Here is a 26,724-nt window from a genome sequence, read left to right as displayed (position 1 = left end):
CGGATTCATCATGGGGAAGGATTTCATGATCGGTAGTTGCATTGCGGAAAGAGGATGGAACCTATGAGGTAATGCCCGAACCTCTTGTCCAAGGACCGTGCTGTTGGCATCGCCGGCAGGCGGTCTTTTTTTATTGAATGGAATTTGGCGCTGCGGGACCGTTTTATAGTAAGCTGATATCAGTATGAATGTATAACTTGGGAACTGTGAGGACATGAAGATGACAAAGAAGCTGTATTACGAATCCGCTTATACCCGGGAGTGGGAGACACGAATCACGCGGAAGCTGGAACGGGAGGACGGGACCTACCTGGTACTGGAAGAGACGGCCTTTTATCCGCATGGCGGAGGACAACCCTGTGATCTCGGGTGGATCGATAAAATCCGTGTTCTTGATGTCGTTCAGGAGGACGGAGAGATACTGCATAAAATCGATCGTTTACCGGAGAGGGAAGAGGTAACCTGCCGGTTGGATTGGGACAGAAGGTTCGACCATATGCAGCATCATAGCGGTCAGCACCTGCTGTCCGCCATGTGTCTGCAGGTATGCGAGGCGGAGACGCTCAGCTTCCACCTGGGTCAGGATTATGCCACCATCGATATCGCCCGATCGGATCTGCCTCAGCATCAGCTGATGATGCTGGAGCTGGAAGTCAACGACCAGATTTACCTTAATCGACAGGTAACGAACTATGTTGTGAGCCGGGAGCAGGCGGCCGCCCTGCCGCTGGTGAAGCAGCCGAAGGTAACCGACGATATTCGGATCGTTGAAATCGAAGGTATCGAATATAACGCATGCGGCGGCACCCATGTCTCGGCAACGGGTGAGATCGGGATGATCAAGCTGCTGAGAGCAGAGAAGCAGAAGGGACAAATGCGTCTTTATTTTAAGTGCGGGTATCGGGCGTTGAAAGAATTTAATGCCGGAATGGAGATTCTCGGAAGCCTGTCAGCCAGGTTCAATACGGCAAAGGAAGAGATTCTGGACCGGATTGCCAAATGGGATCAGGAGCAGAAGCAGCTCCAGGCTGAATTGAACGCAGTGAAGGCCGAGAATGACGCTTACCTGGCCGGGAAGCTGTTGGCTGAGCGCCAAGGCAGACTGGTCAAACATGTTTTTGCAGACAAGCCGATGAAGGATATGCAGAACTTGGCGGCCAAGCTTACCGAACAAGCCGAGGTTATCGTGCTTTTCGCGTCCAACGCGGACCATAAGGTGGTTCTCGCTCAAGGAGGAGAGAGCGGGCCTGCCTGCGGTGCTTTTTTCAAACAGCATCTGGCGGATTATCGAGGAAAAGGCGGAGGCAGCGATAAGATTGCCCAAGCTGGCTTTAGCACCGTGGAGGATGCCATGGCATTTTACCGGTTTACGGCGCAGTCATTAGGTCAGCCAGAGGAGGAGTAAGCGATCCGATTAGCCGTTCCTCTGCAGTATGCTTGATGCAATGTCGAGCATGTACGGAAATGCACAGATGCAGTGAACACGGGATTCAGTTCGGCTAGCGAACAGAAGGCACCCTCGGGGCTCGGCTTTCATTGATGAAGGCAGGGCCCCGTCCTGTTTTGAGTTCTCTTTGCTTCAGTCAGAAAGCTCAATGCAATTAAGGACTTCTGTCTTTTGCCCGGGTACTTAGTGGATACCAATATAATGATCTGTATCCTATGCCGTCATCTTTTTTTGAGTCCGGGTCAAGAATACGATGCACGTGAGCAAAACAACGGCTAATGCGATCCACTGCGAAGTAGCGAGAGCACCGAACTGGCCTCGGATGATATCGCCTCTGAAAAATTCGATAATAAATCTCCCTAAACTATAAAGTATGAGATAAAGACCTGCTACTAGGCCGTTAGGTCTTTTTCTTCTAGCAATATAGATCAGCAAGAAAAAAATAGAAAAGCTGAATACGCTCTCTAATATTTGCGTAGGAATGAGTTTGACATCATTCGGGGCAAGCTCGGAATCGTGAAACGTAATTCCAAACCAACCCTCCGTTTCTTCACCATAGCAGCAACCGGCGAGGAGGCAGCCGATTCTTCCAAAGCCCTGCGCTAATGCAAGGGAGGGCACAAAAAGGTCAAGGTACTTTAGAAAGTTTATCTTTTTCTTCTTACAATAGGCATAACCGACCCCAATCCCCCCGATAATTCCACCGTACACCACGAATCCTTCCGAAAAATTCAGAACCATCGAGGGATCCTGGATGATATGGTTCATTTGAGTGATCCAAAATAAAAGCTTAGCGCCGACCAATCCGCCTAATAAGCTCCAGAAAGTCAGAGAGGAAACATGGGATAGTTCTACTTGTCTAGAAGCTGCTCTATAAGCAACAACCTTATAAGCGATAAGGATTCCGATTGCGATCATCAATCCATAGCCGTAAATGGTCAGAGGTCCGATATGAATGAGTTCATTGTGCATATGTTCATCTCCTATTTGATAAATTCTTCCGTCTAAACGCGATTGCGATTGAACTACACATTGTAGTGTAATCATTCAAAAAAAAGGGATTATGAATCCCCGCCCAACATGAGGAGCAGCAAAATGGAACAGGATCTCAGAAAAGGCTTCAGCAGGGCTAACGGAACATGGACCCCTCGATCAGGCTCAAGAACCTGCATGACCCGGTACTCCAATGTCGTATTCGCAAAATGCACGGCTGTCTCATACCGCTGAAGCTTACCGAGTTTAGCTAATTGTAATAAGACGCTGCCTAAATACTGCTCCGTACCCATCTGCCGGATGGCGTAGCGGTCAGCAAACAGCTCTTGCCACGTCTGATAGTAGCGAAGAATCGGTTTAACGATCGGCAAATATCCAAAGGCGTCTGCCAGCAAGGCCGAAAAAAACATTTTTAATCCATCGTGATTGCGGCAGTGATATCGTTCATGCAGTAAAATCGCCTTTATTTCCTTGTCAGTAAACATCTCTAGAACGGTAGTGGATACGACAATTTTCGGTCGCAGAAGACCCATCGTCAGAGCCACAAAGGCATCGTCCTGTACAACGATGATTTCCGTGCCCCAGTCGCGGTATTTGTAATTGAGGCGCTTGGTTAATTTGTCGTGCCTGTTGGCACGGAAGTGCCTTAACCATTTTTGCGATAAAACCAACTGCCGGGTACTTCTCCAAATGATCTGACCAAGGGTATACGCAATGACAATGTCGATTAAGGCGTAATTCAGTACGGGGCCTTGAACCACTCCGTTTCGAATCTGGTATGTAATGAGCATTCCCATATGTACCATGACAACAGCTACGAATGCGATCATCAGCGCGTAGGCACATTTTAGCCGAATGGTAGGATTCATTGCTTTTTCCCGCGTTTGATATCGTTTAATTTACGCTCCAGCTTTGCGATCACCTCGGGATCGACATCATCCAGCGCATCGATCATGTGGTTCACGACCAAGCTCCCATACTCTTGAATGAGTCCCTGCGACACTTCTTTCGTCTGTTCCGTGAGAAACTGCTCCCTCGACTGCAGCGGGCTGAACTTGGCTGCCCGTGTCCGGCCGGTTCCCGTCATTGCCTTTGTCAGCAGGCCTTTATCCAGAAGACGATTCATGACGGTCATCACCGTATTGATCGAGATCGGGCTCTCCTGATTCAGGATCGACTGCACTTCCTTGATACTCAGTGCCTCCGAAGACCAGAGAATATCCATAATTCTTGACTCCAGTGGTCCAAAAAATCGATTCAGGCCCTCGCCCTCGATATTCATTTTCTTAATCTTCATTCCTAACTCACCCCATACTACACATCGTAGTATGGTTATGGATAAAAGTCAACTTCCCTTCGTTCACCGCATACCTGAGTGATCATAGCTTTTCCCTCTGTTCGTTCTGTAGTGTATCAGCGCTGCATTGGTGACTGAAAACGTCCGTGACAAAAGGTTTTTTGCCGTGCAGTCGAGAATAGAAGAACTAGGAGAAGTTCAATGAGGTTTAATTTAAAGCAAAGGGCGATTACGAATGGTAGAATTTCCGATGATTGAAACCAATAGACTGTTCATGCGAGAATTAACACTTGATGATGCTGTATCCATATACAGGCACTTTTCTTACCCCGAAGTCACAAAATTTATGGATATCGAAGCATGTATAGACATACATGAAGCAGTAGACATTATTACGTTTCATATCCGTGATTCGGGCTGCAGGTACGGGCTGTTCGGAAAAGACAAGAACGAACTCATTGGAACATGTGGGTTTCATTGTTGGATAAAGGACGAAGAAGAAACAAGAGCTGAGATCGGTTTTGATCTATCCCCGGATTATTGGGGGAAAGGATTCATGCAAGAGGCTTTGCATGAACTGATTCCGATAGGGTTTAATTTGATGAAACTTGATTGTATCGAAGCAACAACGGAAATTGAAAACGTTCAATCACAAAGGTTATTAGAGAAGATGGGATTCACTAAAGAGCCTGATTTAAAGGATCGTTTGATGTATTTTACATTATATAAAAATCGAACATAGACGGATGATTCAGGAGGAGATAGAGTGACCGAAAGATTTCAGTTGAAAAACGTTGGAGTTGAGGATCCTTCATACGAAAGCGGCATGTCGGGGTTTGGGTATCTTGCGTTGTTCCAATGTAATGTCGAATACCGTTTCAGCACGGAAGACATGAGTGTGAAGGAAGCGGAAATTTACATTCAAGACGTGCTGAATCAGCTGCCGGCTGAAACCGTACATGAAATATGCAAGAAAGCATGCGAGTGGAAAGACCTCAAAATGTCCAGCGATACGGCTGATTATCCTCCCGGGTTAGGTGAGGTGTATGGAGCGGATATTTTGGAGTTTATGTCTGTAGGGCAAGTTGATCTTTATCGAAATCCTTATGATCGAAACGATCATGCTTTCGGAGCCATCCTGGGTGGAGGAGCAGAGTGGGACTCTGAAAATGGCATGGAAATTGTGATACGGGGCAGTGAGGTTCTAGAGGTGCGTGAGTATTTAGGTTATGGCGCAGACGCCATTTGGAGCGAAACCGACGAAAGTGAATAAGAAAGAGCGGTGCATCGGCGCCAGCGATTTTTAAATCGTTTAGGATTTTGACATCCTATAACAAGGTGTATGCGCTGATAGAAAGCAAGCAGACGAAACAAAGAGCCGACCTTAGTTTGAGATAGACCGCTAAGGCTGGCTCTGCAATAAGGATTTATGAAGTTACCTGGAATCCCCAATAAACGACTTATTTTTCACAAGCGATTAAATCTTTATCTCGATCAAGTTTCTTATTCGCATTATACAATTCTTTTGAAACATGAGGCTTATGTTTGGTTTTACCACCTTTGTTTTTTGCAGAGGATGATTGGGCAACTCCGCCTTTATAATCCTTTCTTAGCTCTGTACAGTTTTTATAGGACTTCGCTTTTGCAGCTGCATTAACAGAAGTAACATTTAGAGCCAACAATAAAAAAGAACTTTCTTCATCATTTAAGTTTCCCACCTTAGAAATAATGAATATATGTTAACTGGAATTTATTACCTGTTCAACTGTTGTTTTGAGAACTCTTATTAATTTGGTGATAGAGGTGGAAGATGGGGAAGGTGTGTAAAACCGAGAACGTCACAAGTGTTGGTTATCATCCTACGTTATATACAAAGCCGATTCTAATTCATAAAGATGAAATTACAATCCTGGTTTAAGGGGGCTAAGCCATTGTCCGAACTGGTCAGGCAAGCGGTTTTTATAGATAGGGACGGAACTCTTGGAGGAACCGATCGGGTTGTTCTGCCCGGTGAATTTGAGCTTTATCCGAAGGTAAAGGATTCGATTCAATCTCTCAGAGCCGCTGGCATGCTTGTTTGTTCGTTTACGAATCAACCTGGAATTGCTCGTGGCGAAGCAACGATGGGAGAATTCGAGTCGGAATTGTCAGCCTTTGGTTTTGACAAGATCTATCTTTGTGCGCATGAGCATGGAGCGGGTTGTGAATGTAGAAAGCCATCCGCAGGGTTGCTGTTAAAAGCCGCAGAAGACAATCATCTGGACTTAGCCAAGTGTTATGTCATAGGGGACAGGTGGACGGATATGGTGGCTGCCAAAGAAGCCGGCTGCAAGAAAGCGTTAGTGATGACGGGGGCCGGAGCCAAGGAACTGGAAAAATATAATAACCACGAGTACTTCGGCAAATGGAAAGATGCGTATCCTGATTTTATCGCTACAGACTTGAATGAAGCCGTGACATGGATATTGGAAGGGGGAGTAAATAAATGAATCCAGCCAAGCATTTTGTGTCTGCCGCTGCCATCGTAATCAATGAAAAGGACGAGATTTTGCTCAATAAAGGACCGCAGCGAGGATGGAAGATGCCTGGGGGTGTCGTGGAGATCGGAGAATCTCCCGAACAAGCTGCGATTAGGGAAACGAAGGAAGAATCAGGGGTCGATATAGAAATCATGCAATTTTGCGGCATCTTCCATAATGTGAAAGACAGTATATGCAATACATTGTTTCTGGCCAAGCCCGTTGGAGGAGTCCCGATTATAACCGAAGAGAGTTTGGAGACTGGTTTTTTTCCAATCGAAGAAGCACTGCAGATGGTTAACTTTATGAACTTCCGGGAGCGAATTGAAATGTGTTTAAACCCGGCAGCACATCCGATCTATGTCGAGTTCTAGAAATGTACAAGAAAGGTTTGTGTTAGGATGCTATATGATTTGCAAGGTGAAGGGAATATGTCAACGATCGTGGGCATGTTATATGGCGCTGTCAGAGAGAACAGTGAGCGGCTAAAGTCCATAACCGAGGGCATGTCGCAAGAGGAGGTTGATTATAAGGGACCTGGTGGTCATTATAATAGCGCCGCTCAATTAATAAAACATATCACGTACGTCGATCTGAATTGGGTTTATCGGATCAAAGGAGTGGCGCTGTCTCCGTCGTTAAAGGACGAGTACGGCCCGATGATCGATGAACATAACAAGCTGCCGATGGTCAGAGGGATCTCTTTGGACACGCTCCTATCTAAATATGAAGTTGTATTCAATTTGCTGAAAGATGTTTGTTCGCAGTTAACGGATGCGGATCTGGAACACATCGTTACATTTGGACACGAGGATGAAAAGCAAGCCACCCTTCGCTGGGGCTTGTGGCATATGGCCGACCATAACCGTTATCATCAGGCCCATATTAATCAGCTTAGAAAGTGGTACTCCGAGCAAAGGAGGGGAATGGAACATGAGTAGAAGGATAATTTCCATGCTTGTATTTTCCTTGAGTTTGCTATCGCTGCTTATTTCGATGAAGTTATTTTGGAATATGGGTATTTTTGTGGATGAATACGGTTTGAGCCCTGACATTGTGAATGGCGGAGACTTCTGGCTTCTGATGGATTGGTTAAGATTAGGATTATTATTCTTAGTATGCATTATATCCGGCGTGAGCGTTTTTAAAAGCTATAATGAATAAACTGGGTTAGCTCCCCCCTATGAAAGGACATAAAACCATGATGACGCATAAAGAAATGATACATATCGTGCAGACCCAGCTGGCGATTGATCTGAATTGTACGGTGGATGACTTAAACGGGGAAAAAGACCGCGTGATTTTTGTAGACGCCAGAGAGAATCCAGGGCGGAGACCGTATCCGAGAAATGAACGTTATTTCGAAATTTTGTCGATGGGCAAATCCATTGTGGTGTCGGCTACGCCGGAACGGCTGGCGATTGCCAAAACGTTTATGCAAGGGAAAGACAGGGATACGATGTTTTCGCTGCCGTTTATTAGAGGAATTTATTTGCATTTTCTCCCGGATCTAGAGAGAATCCAGCCGATGCCGCCACCGGCCGGTTTTTCCTATGAAGTGGTGGAGGAAAATGAGATTTCAAGGCTCATGGAGCTTGAGGGATTGGAGGATGCCATTGTAACCGACCCGGGGCGTCCGTATCAGACGGTATTGGCCGTAATCGCCAAGTACAATGGCAGGATTGTTGGCTTGGCAGGGGCTTGTAACGTGTGTGCCGCGATGTGGCAAATCGGAATCGAGGTACTACCTGAATTTCGCCAAATGGGATTGGCGTCTTATCTTGTAAACCGATTAACGTTCGAGGTATTACATTGCGGACGCGTGCCGACTTATGATGTAATCTCTAGCAATATCGCCTCCCAAAGAGTGGGTTACCGAGTGGGGTATTACCCGGCGTTCGTGACGGATTGGCGAGTTGATTTTAGGGATTTCGAGTCTAACTAAACGAATATTCAAAAAAATATTTATCGAAGGGGGCGTACGCCAAATGAAGATTGTCGAACTCAATAGAATGAATTTAGTAGGAATAAGAGTAGTATGCCCTGGCGACCAGTATGTCTATGAGATTCCAAAGGCTTCTGTCGTACTTAAGGAAAGGCTGAATGAGATTTCTGGCGTTGTACAACCAGCAAGATTGATTGGGGCATTCTTCGTTGAGGATATAACGGAAGAGGAGGATGGTTACTGGGTATGTGTTGAAGTGAATGACATAACGGAAGTTCCAGAAGGGATGGTATCTGTAGTAGTTCCGAAACAAAAATATGCGGTCCAACGACATAAGGGACCTAATTATGAAGTTAGAAATACATATGAAGAACTCCACAACAGGATAAAAGAAAATAAACATGAAAGATTGCTAAGATCCTGGCATCTGGAGATTTCAGATGAATGGGGACATGGGGATGTCAATCATATTGAAGTAGACTTGTATGACACCATTAAATAGATTTAACAGCTAATTGCGCCTTCCATAACATGCTGATATAATTTTGCGTATGAAATGGGATTGGGGGTTACACCGATGGCAATGCTGAATTGCTCATTAGCTAGGAAGTCCTCATGCAAAGCCTGATCTGGGGCGATACTTTGCGTGGGGTGCGATAGGATGAATTCGATCGCCCAAACTTAACTTTATCGTTTCTAATAACAGGCTTTGCACCTTATTGAACTTTGAATAAGAATAAGGGGCTGAAAGCTATGAGTACGACATTTATTAGAAACCACCAGTTTAACGTGATTAAAAAACAATCGGAATTCCTTCTGAAGACGTTGCGAACCGTTGCGGATCGACGCGTTCTGGAAACCGTCAGGTTCAGTTCGGTTGCCAACATCATGGATGCCTTTCCTTCGCTGACCGAGGATCAGAAGCGGATGCTGGGCGAAGTCTCTACATTCGAGAAGGCTGAGGATTTCGAGCGGTATCTGAACAACTTGGAACCTTATCTGGAGTCTTTTCCGACGATTACGCCAAAACAGATTCAGAAGTTATTTCCTAAAAATAAGAAATTGAAATTACCGGATCTGACCTCGATCGATTTTCGATACGTAACCTATTTGGGCTGGGTGGATATTGCCAGCAACAGGTTATTTATCGTATATCCGTTCGAAGGACGCTTCATCGGGATCGAGGGGAGGATCACGCCGACCAACAAGAAAGGGTACTGCCTCTTCTGCAATCGGCATCAAGAGCTCGCTTTGTTCTCGGTCAAGACCAAGCCGTCCGGTGCTTCGGCGGATAATCTTTCTGCCATAAGCCATTATGTTTGTCTGGAGAGCCAAGGCTGCAATCACAGCATTACCGACACGGCGGCCCTGGAGAAGTTCATTCTCTCGGCCAGCAAATAACAAATTAGAAATAGGCTGCCCTTCGAGGCAGCCTATTTAGGTTTTCGTCAGCATTACTCCTTCACATACTCCACCGAGTAAATATGCGTCCTCGTTAGATCAATGACCTCTTTAATGAATTCCTCCTGCGATTCCCTGAAATCGTTTCGGATCCAGTTCAGAATCAACCCATGAAAGCCGTAGGCGGTGTACCGCTTGAAGTAATCCATGTTCACCGGAATCTGGTTAATCGTTTCGAATATAAATCGTTCCTGATAGATCTTTACGATCGTTTGAGGGAATTCCGTATGCAATCCCGGCAAGGTGTCCTCGTATTTGATCAGCTCAAAAAAATCGCGGTGCTCGTAAATGTAGGCCACGATATTAAAGGACGGGGCGTTGAGGTTCGCCGTATACACTTTGTGTCCCGGTATGTAGGGCTTGCCCACCGATTCTTCCAAGCCCTGGAGTTTGGAAGCGAGCACATCGTCGGCTAATTCGATTTTGTCCTGGTAATGGACATAGAAGGTGCTGCGGTTATAAGCAGCCTTATCCACGATGTCTTTCACCGTTACAGCATGATATCCCTTCTCTTTTACAAGTTGAATAAAGGCGGATTTCAGATGTTCTTTCGTCCGATTTCTTCGTGCCGATGTCACGATTTGTTCATGATTCACGGAAAGAGCGCCTCCCAAAAAAGACAGTTTGGTTCCAAGTGTTGACTAAATCGACATTTCATCACAGGTTAATGATTGTTAAATGTGAACAGAATAGTACAATTGAATTGTAAACAAAATAGTACTAAATTTAATATCTTAATTTAATTGTAATCAGTATAGTACTATTTTAATCCATTATACGGGGGTATCCAAGATGGGAAAATTACAAAACAAGGTTGCTGTAATTACCGGTGGTGCATCCGGCATCGGTGCGGCGACCGCGCGTCTTTTCGTTGAAGAAGGAGCCAAAGTGGTGCTTGTTGATCTCAATGAGGACAAAGGCAAGGCGTTTGAAGCCGAACTGAAGGCGCTTCATCACGAGGCGTTGTTCGTTAAAGCGAATATTACCAGTGAGGAAGAAGTAGCCAATATCTTCAAGCAAGCGACTGAAGCTTTTGGCAAAGTGGATGTTGTTTTTAACAACGCCGGCATCGGGCGGGTTCATTCTTCGCACGATCTAGAGTACTCCGAGTGGCGAAACACCGTAAACGTGGACTTGGACGGCGTATTCCTGGTCGCCCGGGAAGCTATCCGTGAAATGTTAAAAGCAGGCGGAGGCACGATCGTTAATACCGCATCCATGTACGGTTGGGTCGGCTCGCCCGGTTCAGCGGCTTATAACGCCGCTAAAGGAGGAGTCATTAACTTGACGCGTTCCCTGGCATTGGAGTATGCCGAGCACCATATTCGGATCAATGCGCTGTGCCCGGGCTTTATCGACACACCAATCATTCCGGAGGAGAGCAAGCAAGCGTTGGCAGCGGCCACGCCGATGAAGCGTTTGGGACAAGCCGATGAAATGGCAAAGGCTGTTCTGTTCATGGCTTCGGATGACTCCTCGTTCATGACGGGGAATACCTTGACGGTTGACGGTGGATATACAGCCCAATAATGGGGAAATTAGACGTACAGAGAAGCATGACATCTTTATAGGAGGCATACACCATGAGCAAATTTGATGGAAAAGTGATTGTGATTACTGGCGCAGCAGGCGGGATCGGAACGGCAGCCGCCCAAAAACTGGCGGAACAGGGGGCCAAGCTTGCGCTGGTCGATCTGAACCTGGAAGCCGTCCAACAAGTGATTTCCGATTTGGGCCTGGACGATTCCAGCTCAATTGCGCTGCAGGCTAATGTCGCCAAAGAAGAGGAAGTCAAAGCGTATGTGGATGCAACGGTCGAGAAATTCGGTAAAATCGACGGCTTTTTCAATAATGCGGGGATCGAAGGGATCACTGCCAATGTAGAGGACTATCCGACCGAAACTTTTGAAATGGTCTTCAATGTCAACGTCAAGGGGGCTTTCCTTGGACTGAAATACGTGGTTCCCGTCATGAAAAAGCAAGGATACGGCAGCATCGTGAATACCTCCTCCGGCGCTGGTCTTATCGGTTCGCCCGGATTTGTCGGATACAATAGCTCCAAGCATGCCGTGATCGGCATGACGAAAGTGGTTGCGCTAGAAGCGGCTCCGTTCGGCGTGAGAGTGAATGCCGTAGCGCCTGGCGTGATCAACACCCGCATGATGCGCCAAATCGAGAAAAATACCGTTCCTGAGGATGCCGAAGGTGCAAGAAAAGCATTCGGCGCCGCCGTTCCGCTCGGACGATACGGGGAAGCGGAAGAGGTAGCGAACGTAGCCGTTTTCTTGCTATCCGACGATGCGTCCTATGTAACGCAATCCATTTATACCGTGGATGGCGGTCAAATCAACCAATAAGTTTACAGCACCAGACAGCCAAGATATTAATAAAAATAAACAAACGAGCCTATAAAAACGTTATAAATTGAGTTATACTGAGGTAAGAATAAGTAAGGAGCCGTGCTGGAACACGACTCCTAAGCACAATAACTGCATAAAGAGCAGTCGGCCGCTAAGTGGTGGTCGAAATAGACCGTTACCTTAGGCAGGGCGGTCTATTTCTTTTTCATGTAGGTAAGAAGCGCCAAAATGAACATACCGAACATGAACATTAAGGAAAGTGCGTCTTTGACCTCCATGGGCTTCACCTCCCTTCCGGGAGACTAGCCGACCGCCCTTTTAGCCGTATATTGTACTAGGGAAATTATAGCATAACGAAGAATAATAAAAACGAATAAATAATATCAGAGAGTAAGGCATAACAGAATAATCAGACAACAATAGACCCGGCCTAAGATATTAGTTATCTAAGACCGGGTCACTTCGTAGACGAGGGAACGTTATGTGAAATGATCCCACTACAACAAAGCGAAGGTGTGACTTTTTTGCAGAATGGAAGGATCCCGAAACTGAAATGCGCAGCTAATTGGAATTAGAAAGGGGATATGAAATGACGGAGATCAGCCAAGTCCATATGGAAGACCTGTGGTCGGTTCGAAGAGAACGCTTAGGCAACCGATGGTTAATCGGCGTTCAGAATGAGCTTCCGCAATCCTATGAGGACGAACAGCGCTTGTTTGCAACCCTTAGATCCAGAAGAGACGAAATACAGCATCAAACTGTGGATCCGAATACGTATATGGTTATCCATGATGACGGATCGAGGATGACGGTAGCCTTGATGGTAAGTCGTATCGGGGAGATCCCGGAGGGCATGGTATCGTTGAATCTTCCGGAAGAGGAATACGAGGTTTTCCGGTTTGAGGAGAAACATATTTGTTCATTCTGGCAGTATTTCTGCGAAACCGATCATCGGAGCAAATATGGCGTTAATGCCGCGAAGGCAAGATTTGAAACCTTTAACGACACCTTGCAGCCGAATGGCGTAACGGAAATTTATTATCCGAAAGAATAGGAAGGATGCCCGAACATGTATCATTGATGACAGAAGCCGTGAAGGGAGGAAGGAATATGCGAGCCACTGAAGATATCATGCAGGTATGGAGGAAGTTCAACGATTTTCCGATGGAAACCTTAACGAAAGCCTGGCACAGCTTAATAGACCCTGAATGCAAACAACGAACAACGGATGTCATGAAAGAGCATCGGGCATTATATGGAACGTCGGGCAATTGTTTTGATTTGGCGATTTGGTTAATCGATGAATTCAGACAGAACAAACGCCCCTGTTATGGAGTGCTAACGGAGCATTTGCATGTCGCCGTGGTCGCCGTCAACGAAGAGGGCAATAAATATTTCTGCGATCTTGGAGATCAATGGATTGAGCCCATTTTGTTGGAACCGGGTCATGAAGCGTATACGGAAGAATTTGTCGATGGTTTCTTTCCAGGTTCACGGATTAAACTGAACACCCGAGCGAACCGTCTCTTGGTAACCTACGGAAGACCAAACGGGAAGGAAAGCAGCCAAACATTCGACTTGACGCCCGTATCCGATGAGGCATTGATCATCGCCGGGCAAAAAACGCAGCGCCTGTTCAGCTATCCGCTTGTAGAAAAGCGGATTTTTACGGATCAAGAGGTTCTCCATTGGGAATTCGATCATTACGAAAGCTTCCTAAGTTCCAAGGAAGGCAGAATAACGGAGCCTCAGCTGAAGGATATCGGGGAATGGGCAGAACGAATACATACGATGAGCGGGATCCATGAAGATGTCGTCATACGGGCATTGGAAGTCTACTCGAAGAAGTCTTCGCATCCTTAACGCTGGACTTTTAACACCTTAGGTCTGGTGAGAACGTTACATCCAAAAGGAATAAACAGCTATTGCCGTGCGGCCCCAAGGGATTTTCCCTGGCTAGGGCTTGCCGGCAATAGTCCGTTTCGTTTTCCTTATGGATTTCGATTTCTTCGATAAGGCTGGCTTCAAAGGAAGATTGCATCAATCTTAAGCTACATCGGTTCGATCCACTTTGTTAAAAGCAAGATAGCCAAGGATTAGGCCAAGCAGGCAGAGAACAATCGGGATGGCGACGAATTGGAACAAGCTGGACGAGCTTCCCCCGTCGGACACCGATGCGTTAATCAAGAATCCAATAATGACAGCTGAAGTAATCGTGGAAGGCGCCGATTTTTTTCTCATGCCAAACGATAACGGAATGAGGCTGATGCCGGCCATCATAAAGGCGTTTAGCACCGTGGCCGGAACAGCGGCCATCATGGCTGCGACAGGAATAGGCGCGTCAAATAAACCGATCATCGGATTCAAGAGGTACGTTAACAGATGGATGATGAACGTGGTTATGATGATGCTGAAAAAACAGAACCCAAACACAATCGTCAACTTGGCTTAAATGATTTTCTTTCGCTGCAGCGGGTAGGTGAACAACACTTGGATCATGCTGCTCTTGTATTCGTCAATCACTAAACGGGACAGAATAACGCTCGAGAAAATGATATAGGTGATTCGAATCAAAACACCTGATAACGATATGAAATCTGCATAACTCATGGGTTCGTTTTCCCCTTTGGAACCCAGCGCCATCAGCGTAACGGCGGCGAAAATAGCCGCAATGCAAATGGCTATTCCCTTGAAATATCCGGGCAGGTTATTCTTCTGCCATTCCAGCTGTATCAATTTAAGCATAGCGTTTGCCTCCATGAACGAGATTGATGAAATACGCCTCCAACGACCCGGCATGCTGTCCCCGGATGTCCGCCATCTTTACTTCCGTTAACAATTGCCCCTGATGAATAATGCCGATCGTATCGGCAACCGATTCGATTTCCGACACGATATGGCTCGATATGAGAATGGTGGTTCCGTAGTTCTTCTTGAATAGCAGTAAGAGCTCCCGAATATCCTTAATTCCGATCGGATCCAGTCCGTTGATCGGTTCATCGAGAATGAGGATGTCCGGTTTCGTCACAATGGCCCGTGCAATCCCTAACCGCTGCTTCATTCCTAGCGAGAATTCATGGATTTTCTTCTTCCCGACTCCGTGAAGGCCTACGATCTCCAGCGCTTCCTTAATCGCAGGCTTATTGTGATATCCGATGTATCTGCAATGAAGATCCAAGTTGGCTTCGGCCGTAAGCCGGTCGTAAAACACGGGATATTCAATAATGCTGCCTATTCTCTTTAGGTATTGAACGGATGTGGGGAGAACCGGTTGATCGAATACTCGGATTTCACCGGAAGACGGTTTGACCAGGTTTAAGATCATTTTCATAATGGTGGTTTTCCCGGCACCGTTCGGACCCAAAAATCCGTAAATTTCCCCTCTTCGGACGTTCATATTGACGTTCGTAATGGTTTCTGTACCCTTGTATACCTTGCTTACTTGATGGATTTGAATCATGGTTTCCACTCTGATTTCCTCCCGCTCTCTGATTGATGTGCTTCACTTAGCTTAAGGAACGAAAGTAAAAATAAAGTAAACGGAGCGGAAAAAACTCGTAACATTTGACATAGCCTAAGCTCGTAAACGATTAAATAAGGTAAGATAGAAATACATGTTCAGGATTAGTTTGAAACGAGGGAAGGATAGCAAATGGAATCTGCAACCATATTGGTCGTCGATGACGAGATTGGTATTTTGAAGTTATTGGAGATTACGCTCCGAAAAGAAAACTTTACGCATATTGACACGGTCTCATCCGGAAAAGGCGCACTGCAGCGCGTCAAAGAAAAATCATATGACATGATCCTGCTTGATATTATGCTCCCGGATCTAAGCGGTTTTGAACTGTGCACGGAGATCCGGAAACATACGAATGCGCCAATCATTTTCATCAGCGCGCGCTCTACCGACTTCGACAAGTTAACGGGGCTAGGCATCGGCGGGGACGATTATATTACAAAGCCATTTAATCCATTGGAGGTCATTGCCCGAATCAAGGCGATTCTTCGCAGGCAAAGGATCATGGAGAACGCACTTCAACAAAACACGGCATACGATTACGGGCACCTCTCATATCATCCGGAATCGGCAACGTTAATCGTGAAGGGCCAACCTGTAGATTGCACGGCCAAGGAGCTGGAGCTGCTGCATTTCTTCTTCAAGCATCCGAATCATATCTTCACAACGGCTCAGCTTTATGAGCTGGTATGGGGGAATGACGTGTTCGGGGAAGAAAAAACGGTCACGATCCATATCTCCAAGCTGCGCAAAAAGATAGGCGATGATACCCGCAAACCCGCAATTATTGTGAATTTAAGAGGAATCGGTTATAAATTCATCCCCCCAAATGAGGCACTGGCATGCGAATAAAAACTCGATTCACGATACATTTGGCGTTAGGGCTCATCCTGTGGCTTCTTGGAACGGGTATGCTGCTTGTTATTCTGCTTGAAGGCATTCTTCCCATGCTGGGTATTCATATCACTGTGGATAATGAAGGACTTATTGTAGGAGTGATCTTCGGAGCCAGCACGCTGTTATGCATAGCTGTGTTCGGATGGTATTTTGGCGGCCCGATCGGATTCATTATGACCTGGATTCAACAGCTTTCGAAAGATGATTACAAGCAGCCTGCCGATTTGTCCAAAATCGTTATTCGAAAAGGAAAACTGCGCATGCGTTACCGCCTCTATCAGGAGGTGCTCCAGCATCTTCAGTCCTTAGGCAGTATCCTGCAAGCGAACGAAGCGGAGAGAACCCGAATCGAACAGGCGAAACAGGAATGGATCGCGGGGATATCCCATGATTTGAAAACGCCTCTAACCTATATTAAGGGCTATTCGGCTCTCTTATTGAATGAGCAGTACGAATGGTCGAAGGAAGAGGCGATCTCTTTCATCCGGGAAATGGACGATAAAGGGAAGCATATGGAGGAATTGATTCAGGATTTAAGCCTCGTTACGCAGCTCAACCGGGCTGATGGCGCGCTGCCGTTACAGAAGGCGAATCAGGATATCGTCGAGTTCACCAAAAGGGTGGTAGCCGATATCAGCAACAATCCGCAGGCAAGCAACTACCCTTTGCATTTTCAAACGGATTTGTCTGCGATGTACGTGGATTTTGATGCGAAATACATGCAGCGCATCCTGCAAAATATCATGATGAACTCTATACTTCATAATCCGGAGTTTACGGAGATTTTCGTCCGGATCACGGACGCAGAAGAGTTTGCCGCCATCCGCATTACGGACAATGGCATAGGCATGACGGCCGACACGGTAGCGCATCTGTTCCAGCAATATTACCGCGGGACCACGACGGATGCTGCTTCTGAGGGCACCGGACTGGGAATGGCCATCGTCTACAAGCTGATTCAAGCCCATAACGGCACCATCACAGTCGAGAGCCTGCCTTCGCAAGGAGCAACGTTTACGATTCGATTGCCGAAAGAAGGAGGGAGACATGGATGAAGAAACTACCGACGATTCGATTAGAAAGGCTGATTTTGCGGCCGTTCAGTTTAGAGGATGCAAAAGTTGTACAGGAACTGGCTGGCGATAAGTATATAGCAGAAACGACGTTATATATACCGCACCCATACAAGGATGGGATGGCAGAACAATGGATAGAGTCCCATCTTGCTAATTTCAATGAAGATCGATCCCTTGAGCTAGCTATTGTACATAAAGAAGAGAATTACGTAATTGGCGCAATCAGTATAGGCTGCAACCGAAATTTTGATCATGGTGAGCTTGGATATTGGGTTGGGAGAAAATACAACAATCATGGCTATTGTACGGAAGCGGCAAAAGGGATCGTAACATATGCGTTTGAAGAAATGCGTTTAAACCGCATTTTTGCACGTCATTTGGGGAATAATCCTGCTTCGGGTAAGGTCATGCAAAAGCTAGGAATGAAGTATGAAGGACTGTTAAGACAACATGTTAAAAAGTGGGACGAATATGAAGACCTTGTGCATTATGGTCTGTTGAGGGAAGAGTTTCTATCAGAGAATAGCTAAGGACTCTGGTTGAAATCAAAAACTGGATCAGCGGCACATCCGAAAAACAAACGATTTAACGGGGATTATTGTCTTTTACCATTCTATAACTCTGGCAATATACTATATCATTCCCAGCTAAGGAGTGATATAGATGGCAAATCGTGATGTGCGTCTTGCGCTTTGGTCAGGTACTAATTTTTCCGTTCGTCGGATTCTCTTCAGACGAGGAGGCGTTGCGGTTCGTGACCTCGGAGCATTTCGGTTTAACAACGTTCTTTCGAGTTTTCGGCTCCGCAATGTAGTGGAGCGCTCTGAAGTAACGCTTGTATTGTTCTCGGGAATTAACTTTCAGGGATCGTTCCGTGTGTTTAGAGGAAGCCAAAACGTAGCGAACTTGGAAAACTTTAATTTCAACAACGTGACATCTTCGTTCATTGTGGTTGGACGCAACCTTACGGACGCGGAAATAACCCGAATTCAAAGCACGGCCAGACCGCCTCAAGACATCCTCGTCATAAGACAATAAGATAAGAGTAGCAATATTAGAAAAATCAGGAGCACAAATCAAAAAGCGGCTCATCCCTCATTAGGGGATGAGCCGCTTTTTATTTTTCAGATAACAACGGTATTGACAACGGAACGCGGCATGATATTATATTACCGACAGACAGTCGGTCTAGGGAAGGAGGGGGAGCATGCGAATCGTAAAAAAAGCGGAGGAACGCAAGAATGAAATCCTTGACGCGGCGGATGTCCTTTTCGGTCAGAAGGGCTTTGACGGCACAAGCACCAACGATATTCTCGAAAAGGTCGGCATTGCGCGCGGGACATTGTATCATCACTTCAAGTCGAAGGAGGATATCATGGATGCGCTGATTGACCGGTATGCCGTCCGATTGTTGGATCGGGCACAGGCCATTGCCTTGGACAAGCGCATACCCGTAATCGAACGCATCATTCGTGTTGTGATGGCGCTGAACATAAGCGACGATGGCGAGAGCAGCAAGGAAATCATGGAGCATATTCACAAGCCTCAGAATGCGCTCATGCATCAAAAGATACATAAGGTCATTATTAACGGTGTTCCGCCGATCCTGACGGACATCATCCGCGAAGGCATCGAGCAGGGGCTGTTCAGCACGCCGTACCCGTATGAATGCATGGAAATGGTGGTGATCTATGCGAATACCGTTTTTGATGAAGATTTGGTTACGATGACGGACGAGGAGCGAGGGCAGCGAGTTCTGGCCTTTGTTTGCAACGTCGAGAGGCTGCTCGGCGCAGAAAGCGGAAGCCTGATGGACGTTATGGGGATGTTTGGTGGAGGAGATGAAAGCGGCCAAGCATGAATCAGCGGGAAAGTTCATCAGCAGGGGCGACGGCAGAGAAGCAGTCCTTTCTCCTCATCATCTTAGGTAAGCTGTTATGGTTGACATCGTTTAAAATGCTTGAACACAGGGGGGCCTTATGTATTTCAGAATCATCCGAAGGGATATATCCAAAAGCAAATGGATCACGTTGATGACCGTAATCTTCGTTGCGGCTGCAGCGATGCTGGTTTCGCTCGCAGCCGTGCTCATTTTAAATTTATCCGGAGCGGTACATACACTCATGATGCAGGCAAAAACCCCGCATTTTATGCAAATGCATTCGGGTGACATTGATACGGCGCGGCTAGCAGCCTTTGCCAAGCAGCAAGGCAATGTGGAAGATTATCAGGTAGTTGAATTTCTCAACATAGACGGCGCACGGATTACGTTAGGAGAGCACACGCTTGCGAATAGCGTCCAGGATAACGGATTCAGCCTACAGAGCAAGAAATTCGACTATCTGCTTGATCTTAATGGAAACATCATTCACGCAGAAGACGGCGAATTATATGTGCCCTTAAGCTATATGAGGGACGGCACGGCCAAGGTTGGCGACATGGCGGTGATCAACGGGACTGCATTTACCGTTGCGGGATTCCTACGCGATTCGCAGATGAATTCCACGCTCTCCGCCTCCAAGCGATTTCTGGTCAGCGCAAAGGATTACGCGGAAATCAGAAATCTTGGCAGTATGGAGTATCTGATTGAATTCAGACTGAAGGATTTATCGGAGCTAGGCGCATTTGAAGCAGACTACGCTTCCGCGGGTCTTGAAGCGAACGGACCTACGGTTACCTATAAGCTGTTCCAAATGATGAACGCCCTTTCCGACGGGATGATGATCGGCGTTATCCTTCTCGTTAGCATTCTTGTCGTAGCGATATCTCTGATGTGCATACGCTTTACCCTCTTAGCCAAAATCGAAGACGATTATCGTGAAATCGGCGTCATGAAAGCGATAGGGCTGCGTGTTTCCGATATGAAAAAGATCTATCTCGCGAAATATGCTGCGATTACCGCGGCAGGCAGTATTCTCGGCTTTGCGCTTTCGGTGCCTTTCAAAGGATTGCTTCTTGAGAACATACGTCTCTACATGGGAGAAAGCAGCCATGCTTCTTATGCCTTGCCGTTCGGACTCTTCGGCATACTGCTTGTCTTCCTAGCGATCATCGCCTATGTAAGCAGAGTTCTGAATCGCTTTCGGACCATATCGGCTTCAGAAGCGATACGCTTTGGCACTTCACCCGAGAAAAACACGGGCGCCGGACGCTTTAATCTGAGCGCAAACAGGCTGTTTAGCACCAATGTTTTTCTCGGGATCAAAGACGTTCTCGCCAGGAAAAGACTTTACGCTACAAGCCTGACGGTCATAGTGATCTCGGCATTTATCATGATCGTACCGCAGAACCTGCACAACACGATCTCGTCCAAAAGCTTTATTCAATATATGGGCATCGGGAGCTACGACATGCGGGTTGACATTCAGCAGACCGGGCAAATGTCGGAAAAAACGGCCGAGATTTTACAAACGATGAACAACGACCCTGCCATTACAAAGACAGCCGTCCTTACAACCAAAACATTCAAAATCAAAGCGGGAGACGGGACGGAGGAAAATATCAAAATCGAGCTTGGGGACCATAAGGTATTCCCTATAGCATATGCCAAGGGCAAAGCACCCGCAGAAGGAGAAATTGCGCTTTCGGCGATAAACGCCGATGAGTTGGGCAAAAAGGTCGGCGATGTCATCACGGTGGTGATCGAGGGGAAGGCGAAAGCCCTCATGGTAAGCGGCATCTACTCCGACATTACCAACGGCGGCAAAACCGCAAAGGCAGTATTCACCGATGATACGGCGGACACGATGTGGAGCATCGTCTGCGCTGAGCTAACCGATCAAACGCTTGTCCGTGAGAAGGTCTCCGCCTATGCGGAGAGGTTCGATTATGCAAAGATCTCGGGCATTGACGACTTTGTATCGCAGACGTTCGGCTCAACCATAAGCTCCGCCAAAACGGCCTCCAACGCTGCCGTTACGGTTGCGCTGATGATAGCGGTTCTCGTTACCTTGCTGTTTATGAAAATGCTGGTTGCCAAGGACCGGCATGCGATTGCCGTCATGAAAGCCTTTGGCTTTACGAACTCGGATATGAAGGTGCAGTATGTCTCGCGTTCGGTATTTGTTCTGATTGTCGGCATCATGGTTGGAACGCTTCTGGCCAACACGGTCGGTGAGATGCTTGCAGGTGCCGCAATTTCCTCGTTTGGAGCGTCGACATTTCATTTTGCGATCGATCCGCTTTCGGCGTATCTGTTCAGCCCCATGTTGATGATCGGCTCGGTGCTTATCGCAACCGTGATCGGCGTTTCTGGAGCGGGACGAATCAAAATATCCGAACATATGAAGGAGTAACCTATGAAGAAGTTGATTATCTGTGATGATATCGTAAAATCTTTCGGCGAAGGTGATGACCGGCGCCGTGTTCTGGACGGCGTGTCCGCCTACATTCACGAGGGCGAGTTCGTTTCGGTTATGGGGCCTTCGGGTTCGGGAAAATCAACGTTCATGTTTGCATTGAGCGGGACGGATGGCGTGAATGGCGGAACGGTCTTGTTTGACGGCAAGGATTTATCGGCAGCCTCGGAGAATGAGCTATCAGATATACGGAGGACCCATATGGGGTTTGTCTTCCAGCAGCCAACGATGCTGAAAAACCTCAATATCCTCGATAATATCATTCTTCCATCCATGCGGGACCAACGAAAAAACGTTGCATCCATAACGAAAAAAGCAAGAGCTCTTATGAACAGGGTGGGAATCGCAGAGCTGGAAAAGCGAGACATCGCTCAGGTTTCGGGAGGACAGCTTCAGCGTGCGGGAATCTGCCGGGCGCTGATGAACAGCCCGAGAATCATTTTTGGCGATGAGCCTACGGGCGCGCTCAACTCCAAATCCGCGCAGGAAATCATGGACATTTTCTTCGAAATCAACGCGGAAGGCACGGCGGTCATGCTTGTAACACATGACGCTAACGTGGCGGCCCGGACGGAGCGCATTATGTTTATGCGCGACGGGAATATGGTCAGTGAACTCAAGCTTCCCAAGTACGACGGAACGGATATGGATCGCAGGGTTGAGAATGTGAGGGCGAAAATGCTGGAGATCGGAATATAATGTATAATGATGGAAAAATAAAAAAACGCTTCAAACGAATTCTTCACTTGATCAGTCATTGAAATGATAGATAAAACATGGAAATGGCGGTGTTAATCGATGTTTGAACAGTCAAAGCATTTGGTTGCTGTTTCAGCTTTAGTGAAGAATAGAGACGGACATGTGCTGATGGTTCGGACGCATTTGCGTTCGGATACGTGGGAACTCCCTGGAGGCTTCGTTGATGCCGGGGAGCCGCTGGATCAAGCGGTGTGCCGGGAGTTTCTGGAGGAGACGGGCGTGGTTATACGCCCTTTAGGCATTTCAGGAGTCTACTACAATGAGAGGCTGCACGTGTTGTCCGTCGTTTTTCATGCGGAATACGTCAGCGGAGAAATAACCATTCAACCGGAAGAAATTGTGGAAGCGAAATTCGTAGACTTGGTAGATACCAACCTGGATGAATACATACAAAGGCCCCACATTCAATCGCGCACGCTGGACGCCATCCGTGCAGAGCGTTCGGTCCCTTATGAGACTTGGGATTTGACCCCCCCTCAGTATAAGCTGCTGTCCAGATTGGACGGGAAACCGCTGAATGCCAAAACGGCATTTTTACTCACGGGGAAGCCGAGAACGGGCAAAACGACCATGATCAAGAAACTCATACATCTCGTCGGCCCTGATCTTTGCGGCGGTTTTTATACGGAGGAAATAACGAAGGCAGGCGATCGAATCGGTTTCAGATGCGTGGCTGTTGATGGAGAAAGCGTAGAGATTGCGAATGTGGAAAGTCCCAGCCATATTCGAGTTGGCAGGTACGGCGTCGATGTTGAGAAATTCGAGGATTTTGCTATTCATAAATTAAGGGAAGCCTTGTCCTCCAAGAAAATCATCGTCATTGACGAACTGGGATTTATGCAAATGCTGTCTGCCTCTTTTCTAAGCATGGTACAAGAGATAATTAGTAATCGCCGGATTGTTCTAGGAACGATACCCGTCGATAGTCACCCTGAAATAGATACAATTAAATATCGGAAGGAAGTCGGCATCATCAGCTTGAACGAATTCAATCGTGATGTGATGCCGGAATTATTGATAAAGGATATTTTGAAGGCATTGGAGGGATGAGGGACATGCGGATAGAGGATATCTTCTCGGATCTGCCAACGTTAGAAACAGGCCGAACGATTTTAAGAAAATTAAGAAGCGAGGACGAGCCGGATATCTTTCGTTACGGATCAGATGATGAGGTATCGAGATATACCTCCTGGCCGACGCATCAAACGATGGAAGATACCCGCCATTATCTAAACAAGGTGATGCAAAAATACGACCATCATGCCGTGGCCCCGTGGGGGATCGTGGACAAAGAAACCGGAAGGGTCATCGGAACTTCAGGATTTATGGCTTGGAACGTTCATCATGACAAAGCAGAACTGGGATATGCCTTGTCCAAGGATTATTGGAATCGTGGTTACATGACCGAAGTGATCAGGACCATCATCTCTTATGGATTTGAACGAATGAAGCTGGTTAGAATCGAAGCCAGCTGTCTACCGTCAAACCTAGGATCAGCCAGAGTGATGGAAAAGGCCGGCATGACCTTTGAGGGAATCATAAGACAGTCGATATTCGTGAAAGGCAAACATGAAGATCTGAAATTATATTCCATTGTCGTGGATGACTACCGGAATCAGAACCAGATCCGTTAACGGGGCTTGGCCGGATAACGGTCATCGCAATAATCCCTTGGTGCATGCACGAAGGGATTTTTACATGAATGGTCGACAGCCTGGAACGATTACTTCGCGGATACCCCGGCATACATGTTTCGGTACACGGCCGGGGTGAGGTTCTCGAATCTTTTGAATGTTTTGATGAAATAGCCCGTGTCGCAAAAGCCTAGATCATCGCTCACTTGATGGATCGGCGAATCGGTGGATTCCAGCAACTGCTTGGCCCATTCAATCTTAAGCCGGGCGATGAAGACGGAGAAATTCTCCCCAGTTTCTTTCGTAAAGATACGGCTGAAATAGCTGGGGCTGATATGGCACAGCTTGGCCATCTCCTTCAGGCTGAAATTTTCATGCTTGTGCGCAAAAATATAGTCAAACGCGGGCTGAAGCACCGGATTGGAAGAGGCAAACCGCCCAGCGCCATTCTTCAATTTGGTGTCGATCAGCGCTCCTGACAGCTCCTGCTGGATGGATTGAATGCTGCGGACCGCGCGATCGGACTCGTTCAGCGTTTCAACGGACGCTGGCGCGTTCATGCTAGACGTGAGCACTTTTTTGTACATATCCACCGTGGTATGCTTTTGAATGGCTTCCTCCACGATATACGTGCTCAATTGCAGCAGCAGATCCACGCACCTCGTTACTTCCTCGTATGACAGGACTGGCAGGGCGTTGTAATCCCCTTCGAGTTCCTTGAACTTCCGGTTGGACTCCACATTGGGCGGCCGGGACACGATCTGCTCCAGCATCGGCGCGTCAGGCTCCCGGAGCTTGAGCTGTCCGGCCATGATCGCGCCAAGATATTGGTTGTCGATGATGATCGGAATGGCGATATCGATAACGTTAAAATGGCACAGATAGATGTATGGTTTGTTCTGGCGAACCGCTTCAATGCCGGCTCGCGCATCGCATTTTTGGCAATACTGCGAGAGATGGCCATCCTGGCGCACGCCTTGGCAGAAAGGCTGGCAGTAGCTGTGCTTGGTCACGGGAACGCCCTTGTAATCGACCGTTAGGATCGCCATTTTGGTCACAAGCGATAAGGAATCCTGCAGCTTCTCCCATTTCTCCAAATCTATGATTTCTTCTAAATCGAACCGGGATTTGGACATGACGACATTCTCCTATGAACGTAATAGAAACTCTATATAATTATAGCGAATGATTCTACTAAAGGACAAGATAATACAATTTGCCATCAAGATGACAAAAAAACACGATAAGAAAACGCTTTATTCCGATCTCATTGTTTCATGCTTCCCAAATGAGCACAATCTATAATAAAACATATAGTCAATTTAGGAGGAATGAAAAATGAGAAGGGCGTTTATCAGTCCGACAAAATATGTGCAAGGTGAGAACGAGCTGTTGAATCTGGGGTATTTCGTCAAGACATTCGGAGATTCCGCGCTGCTGATCGCCCATCCCGATGACGTTGCCCGAGTGAAGGACAAGCTGGACGCAACGAAACAGAAATTTAATATAACGCTCGTTGAAAGCGGCTTCCGCGGGGAATGCTCCCGGGAGGAGGTGAGCAGATTGCAGGCATTGGCCAAGGAGCATCAATGTGCCTGCACGATCGGCCTCGGCGGAGGCAAAGCGATTGATACGGCAAAATGCGTAGCCGAAGGCGAGGCACTGATTATCGTTCCGACGATTGCGGCAACGGATGCACCGACAAGCCATTCGGCGGTTCTTTATACCCCCGAAGGCGAATTCGACGATTATGCTTATTTTAAGCAAAGCCCAAGCGTCGTCATGATCGATACGACGGTTATTGCCAAAGCGCCGACCAGATTCCTTGTTGCTGGAATGGGGGACGCGCTCTCGACCTATTTCGAAGCAAGAGCGACGGCTCAATCGTATTCCAATGTCAATGCCGGTTTGCCGTGCGGCGGCGAGGCCAAGGGAACGATCACCGCGTTTGGACTTGCCAAGCTATGCTATGACACCCTGCTCGAGAACGGATATCGAGCGAAACTGGCCTGCGATCAGAACATCGTGACGCCTGCGCTGGAGAATATCGTCGAGACGAATATTCTGTTATCGGGATTGGGCTTCGAGAGCGGCGGTTTGGCAGCGATTCATGCGATTCATAACGGCTTGACGGCTTTGGAAGGAACGCACCATTATTATCACGGCGAGAAGGTAGCCTTCAGCACGATTGCCCAATTGGTGCTTGAGAATGCGGAACAGGACGAAATGAAGGAAGTGCTGGATTTCTGTCTGTCGATCGGTCTTCCCGTATGCCTGGCGGACATCGGCATAGAGCATGTCACTTACGAGGAATTGCTTGAGGTTGCCAAGAAGGCATGCATTGCCGAGGAATCCATTCATTCGATGCCGTTCCCGATTTCGGAGGAAGCGGTCGCATCGGCCATTATGGCGGCTGACCAGTTGGGCCGTCAATATAAATCAAGCAAGGAGGTCTAAG

At 47.2% G+C, this 26,724-nt stretch carries 32 protein-coding genes and 1 pseudogene; 24 read left to right on the top strand and 9 right to left on the bottom strand.

All coding sequences use genetic code 11. The features are described from left to right. Positions 1-220 precede the first annotated feature (220 nt). Positions 221-1,405: an alanyl-tRNA editing protein gene (locus M1D70_RS22120; RefSeq protein ID WP_456287963.1), complete on the top strand. Its 1,185-nt coding sequence runs from the start codon at positions 221-223 to the stop codon at positions 1,403-1,405. 255 nt (positions 1,406-1,660) lie between these two features. Here M1D70_RS22120 and M1D70_RS22115 read toward each other — a convergent pair whose 3' ends face one another. The 3 genes from M1D70_RS22115 to M1D70_RS22105 all read right to left on the bottom strand — a co-directional run bounded on the left by M1D70_RS22115 (position 1,661) and on the right by M1D70_RS22105 (position 3,737). Further along, positions 1,661-2,419, bottom strand: a complete 759-nt coding sequence (locus M1D70_RS22115) for a prolipoprotein diacylglyceryl transferase (RefSeq protein WP_009589827.1) — start codon at positions 2,417-2,419, stop codon at positions 1,661-1,663. Positions 2,420-2,508: 89 nt separating this feature from the next. Next, positions 2,509-3,270, bottom strand: a complete 762-nt coding sequence (locus tag M1D70_RS22110) for a M56 family metallopeptidase (RefSeq protein ID WP_456287962.1) — start codon at positions 3,268-3,270, stop codon at positions 2,509-2,511. Between the two features lie 35 nt (positions 3,271-3,305). Then, positions 3,306-3,737, bottom strand: coding sequence for a BlaI/MecI/CopY family transcriptional regulator (locus tag M1D70_RS22105; RefSeq protein WP_036664254.1), 432 nt, complete (start codon positions 3,735-3,737; stop codon positions 3,306-3,308). A 274-nt stretch (positions 3,738-4,011) separates the two neighbouring features. Between M1D70_RS22105 and M1D70_RS22100 the strand changes: the two genes are divergently transcribed. Together M1D70_RS22100 and M1D70_RS22095 are read left to right on the top strand one after the other, a co-directional pair. Continuing rightward, complete coding sequence (locus M1D70_RS22100; protein WP_456287961.1) at positions 4,012-4,479, top strand: GNAT family N-acetyltransferase; 468 nt, start codon at positions 4,012-4,014, stop codon at positions 4,477-4,479. A 24-nt stretch (positions 4,480-4,503) separates the two neighbouring features. Then, positions 4,504-5,010 (top strand): DUF6985 domain-containing protein, encoded by a 507-nt coding sequence (locus tag M1D70_RS22095; protein WP_456287960.1) that lies wholly within the window; start codon positions 4,504-4,506, stop codon positions 5,008-5,010. A gap of 187 nt (positions 5,011-5,197) precedes the next feature. On the opposite strand, the gene M1D70_RS22090 is transcribed toward M1D70_RS22095, so the two are convergent. After that, positions 5,198-5,419 (bottom strand): excalibur calcium-binding domain-containing protein, encoded by a 222-nt coding sequence (locus M1D70_RS22090; RefSeq protein ID WP_340967932.1) that lies wholly within the window; start codon positions 5,417-5,419, stop codon positions 5,198-5,200. 249 nt (positions 5,420-5,668) lie between these two features. Between M1D70_RS22090 and M1D70_RS22085 the strand changes: the two genes are divergently transcribed. From M1D70_RS22085 to M1D70_RS22055, 7 genes are all read left to right on the top strand, one after another. Further along, complete coding sequence (locus tag M1D70_RS22085) at positions 5,669-6,226, top strand: HAD-IIIA family hydrolase (protein ID WP_456287959.1); 558 nt, start codon at positions 5,669-5,671, stop codon at positions 6,224-6,226. After that, positions 6,223-6,630 carry an NUDIX hydrolase gene (locus M1D70_RS22080; RefSeq protein ID WP_456287958.1) on the top strand — a complete coding sequence of 136 codons (408 nt, stop codon included), beginning with the start codon at positions 6,223-6,225 and terminating at the stop codon, positions 6,628-6,630. The genes M1D70_RS22085 and M1D70_RS22080 overlap by 4 nt, the downstream gene beginning before the upstream one ends. Positions 6,631-6,657: 27 nt before the next feature. After that, on the top strand, positions 6,658-7,197 hold the full coding sequence (locus M1D70_RS22075) for a DinB family protein (protein WP_456287957.1): 540 nt from the start codon (positions 6,658-6,660) through the stop codon (positions 7,195-7,197). Continuing rightward, complete coding sequence (locus M1D70_RS22070; RefSeq protein ID WP_456287956.1) at positions 7,190-7,420, top strand: hypothetical protein; 231 nt, start codon at positions 7,190-7,192, stop codon at positions 7,418-7,420. Before M1D70_RS22075 ends, M1D70_RS22070 begins: the two co-directional genes overlap by 8 nt. Before the next feature lie 19 nt (positions 7,421-7,439). Beyond that, positions 7,440-8,201 (top strand): GNAT family N-acetyltransferase, encoded by a 762-nt coding sequence (locus M1D70_RS22065; RefSeq protein WP_456287955.1) that lies wholly within the window; start codon positions 7,440-7,442, stop codon positions 8,199-8,201. Positions 8,202-8,244: 43 nt separating this feature from the next. Further along, complete coding sequence (locus M1D70_RS22060) at positions 8,245-8,703, top strand: GyrI-like domain-containing protein (RefSeq protein ID WP_456287954.1); 459 nt, start codon at positions 8,245-8,247, stop codon at positions 8,701-8,703. A 251-nt stretch (positions 8,704-8,954) separates the two neighbouring features. Then, on the top strand, positions 8,955-9,602 hold the full coding sequence (locus M1D70_RS22055) for a FusB/FusC family EF-G-binding protein (protein WP_009590020.1): 648 nt from the start codon (positions 8,955-8,957) through the stop codon (positions 9,600-9,602). Positions 9,603-9,655: 53 nt separating this feature from the next. Here the strand turns inward: M1D70_RS22055 and M1D70_RS22050 are convergent, their stop codons facing one another. Beyond that, on the bottom strand, positions 9,656-10,258 hold the full coding sequence (locus M1D70_RS22050) for a TetR/AcrR family transcriptional regulator (RefSeq protein WP_009589778.1): 603 nt from the start codon (positions 10,256-10,258) through the stop codon (positions 9,656-9,658). Between the two features lie 196 nt (positions 10,259-10,454). Here M1D70_RS22050 and M1D70_RS22045 point away from each other — a divergent pair, with 196 nt between their 5' ends. Next, a complete protein-coding gene (locus tag M1D70_RS22045) occupies positions 10,455-11,192 on the top strand; it encodes an SDR family NAD(P)-dependent oxidoreductase (protein WP_009590004.1) in 738 nt (245 codons plus the stop codon). Between the two features lie 53 nt (positions 11,193-11,245). Then, positions 11,246-12,019: an SDR family NAD(P)-dependent oxidoreductase gene (locus tag M1D70_RS22040; RefSeq protein ID WP_456287953.1), complete on the top strand. Its 774-nt coding sequence runs from the start codon at positions 11,246-11,248 to the stop codon at positions 12,017-12,019. A 197-nt stretch (positions 12,020-12,216) separates the two neighbouring features. Here the strand turns inward: M1D70_RS22040 and M1D70_RS22035 are convergent, their stop codons facing one another. Continuing rightward, complete coding sequence (locus M1D70_RS22035; protein WP_229716897.1) at positions 12,217-12,267, bottom strand: putative holin-like toxin; 51 nt, start codon at positions 12,265-12,267, stop codon at positions 12,217-12,219. Between the two features lie 344 nt (positions 12,268-12,611). On the opposite strand from M1D70_RS22035, the gene M1D70_RS22030 reads away from it, so the two are divergent. Both M1D70_RS22030 and M1D70_RS22025 read left to right on the top strand, forming a co-directional pair. After that, positions 12,612-13,076 carry a GyrI-like domain-containing protein gene (locus M1D70_RS22030; RefSeq protein ID WP_009589945.1) on the top strand — a complete coding sequence of 155 codons (465 nt, stop codon included), beginning with the start codon at positions 12,612-12,614 and terminating at the stop codon, positions 13,074-13,076. Positions 13,077-13,132: 56 nt separating this feature from the next. Further along, positions 13,133-13,885, top strand: a complete 753-nt coding sequence (locus M1D70_RS22025; RefSeq protein ID WP_456287952.1) for a hypothetical protein — start codon at positions 13,133-13,135, stop codon at positions 13,883-13,885. 183 nt (positions 13,886-14,068) lie between these two features. On the opposite strand, the pseudogene M1D70_RS22020 reads toward M1D70_RS22025, so the two are convergent. Beyond that, positions 14,069-14,767 (bottom strand): annotated as a pseudogene (locus M1D70_RS22020) (ABC transporter permease). Continuing rightward, on the bottom strand, positions 14,760-15,482 hold the full coding sequence (locus M1D70_RS22015; RefSeq protein ID WP_254663999.1) for an ABC transporter ATP-binding protein: 723 nt from the start codon (positions 15,480-15,482) through the stop codon (positions 14,760-14,762). The pseudogene M1D70_RS22020 and the gene M1D70_RS22015 overlap by 8 nt, the downstream one beginning before the upstream one ends. A gap of 192 nt (positions 15,483-15,674) precedes the next feature. Between M1D70_RS22015 and M1D70_RS22010 the strand changes: the two genes are divergently transcribed. The 9 genes from M1D70_RS22010 (at position 15,675) to M1D70_RS21970 (ending at position 24,266) form a co-directional block, all read left to right on the top strand. Next, positions 15,675-16,394, top strand: a complete 720-nt coding sequence (locus M1D70_RS22010; protein WP_456287951.1) for a response regulator transcription factor — start codon at positions 15,675-15,677, stop codon at positions 16,392-16,394. Then, positions 16,385-17,494 carry a sensor histidine kinase gene (locus M1D70_RS22005; RefSeq protein ID WP_456287950.1) on the top strand — a complete coding sequence of 370 codons (1,110 nt, stop codon included), beginning with the start codon at positions 16,385-16,387 and terminating at the stop codon, positions 17,492-17,494. The genes M1D70_RS22010 and M1D70_RS22005 overlap by 10 nt, the downstream gene beginning before the upstream one ends. Next, positions 17,491-18,045 (top strand): GNAT family N-acetyltransferase, encoded by a 555-nt coding sequence (locus M1D70_RS22000; protein ID WP_009589989.1) that lies wholly within the window; start codon positions 17,491-17,493, stop codon positions 18,043-18,045. Before M1D70_RS22005 ends, M1D70_RS22000 begins: the two co-directional genes overlap by 4 nt. 133 nt (positions 18,046-18,178) lie before the next feature. Then, positions 18,179-18,553: a hypothetical protein gene (locus M1D70_RS21995; RefSeq protein ID WP_036671114.1), complete on the top strand. Its 375-nt coding sequence runs from the start codon at positions 18,179-18,181 to the stop codon at positions 18,551-18,553. Between the two features lie 169 nt (positions 18,554-18,722). After that, positions 18,723-19,376, top strand: coding sequence for a TetR/AcrR family transcriptional regulator (locus tag M1D70_RS21990; RefSeq protein WP_009589926.1), 654 nt, complete (start codon positions 18,723-18,725; stop codon positions 19,374-19,376). A 118-nt stretch (positions 19,377-19,494) separates the two neighbouring features. Then, on the top strand, positions 19,495-21,810 hold the full coding sequence (locus tag M1D70_RS21985; protein WP_456287949.1) for an ABC transporter permease: 2,316 nt from the start codon (positions 19,495-19,497) through the stop codon (positions 21,808-21,810). A 3-nt stretch (positions 21,811-21,813) separates the two neighbouring features. Then, positions 21,814-22,572 carry an ABC transporter ATP-binding protein gene (locus M1D70_RS21980; protein ID WP_009589999.1) on the top strand — a complete coding sequence of 253 codons (759 nt, stop codon included), beginning with the start codon at positions 21,814-21,816 and terminating at the stop codon, positions 22,570-22,572. Positions 22,573-22,713: 141 nt separating this feature from the next. Continuing rightward, complete coding sequence (locus M1D70_RS21975) at positions 22,714-23,682, top strand: nucleoside-triphosphatase (protein ID WP_456287948.1); 969 nt, start codon at positions 22,714-22,716, stop codon at positions 23,680-23,682. 5 nt (positions 23,683-23,687) lie between these two features. Beyond that, positions 23,688-24,266 carry a GNAT family N-acetyltransferase gene (locus M1D70_RS21970; protein ID WP_009589780.1) on the top strand — a complete coding sequence of 193 codons (579 nt, stop codon included), beginning with the start codon at positions 23,688-23,690 and terminating at the stop codon, positions 24,264-24,266. 89 nt (positions 24,267-24,355) lie between these two features. Here M1D70_RS21970 and M1D70_RS21965 read toward each other — a convergent pair whose 3' ends face one another. Next, positions 24,356-25,402, bottom strand: coding sequence for a PocR ligand-binding domain-containing protein (locus M1D70_RS21965; RefSeq protein WP_456287947.1), 1,047 nt, complete (start codon positions 25,400-25,402; stop codon positions 24,356-24,358). A 202-nt stretch (positions 25,403-25,604) separates the two neighbouring features. On the opposite strand from M1D70_RS21965, the gene M1D70_RS21960 reads away from it, so the two are divergent. Further along, positions 25,605-26,723, top strand: a complete 1,119-nt coding sequence (locus tag M1D70_RS21960) for a glycerol dehydrogenase (RefSeq protein ID WP_009589903.1) — start codon at positions 25,605-25,607, stop codon at positions 26,721-26,723. The last annotated feature ends 1 nt before the right edge of the window (position 26,724 follow it).

Source organism: Paenibacillus sp. AK002, assembly GCF_053903045.1.
Note: the sequence above shows the minus strand (reverse complement) of the source record. Positions and strands in the feature narration are given on the sequence as shown.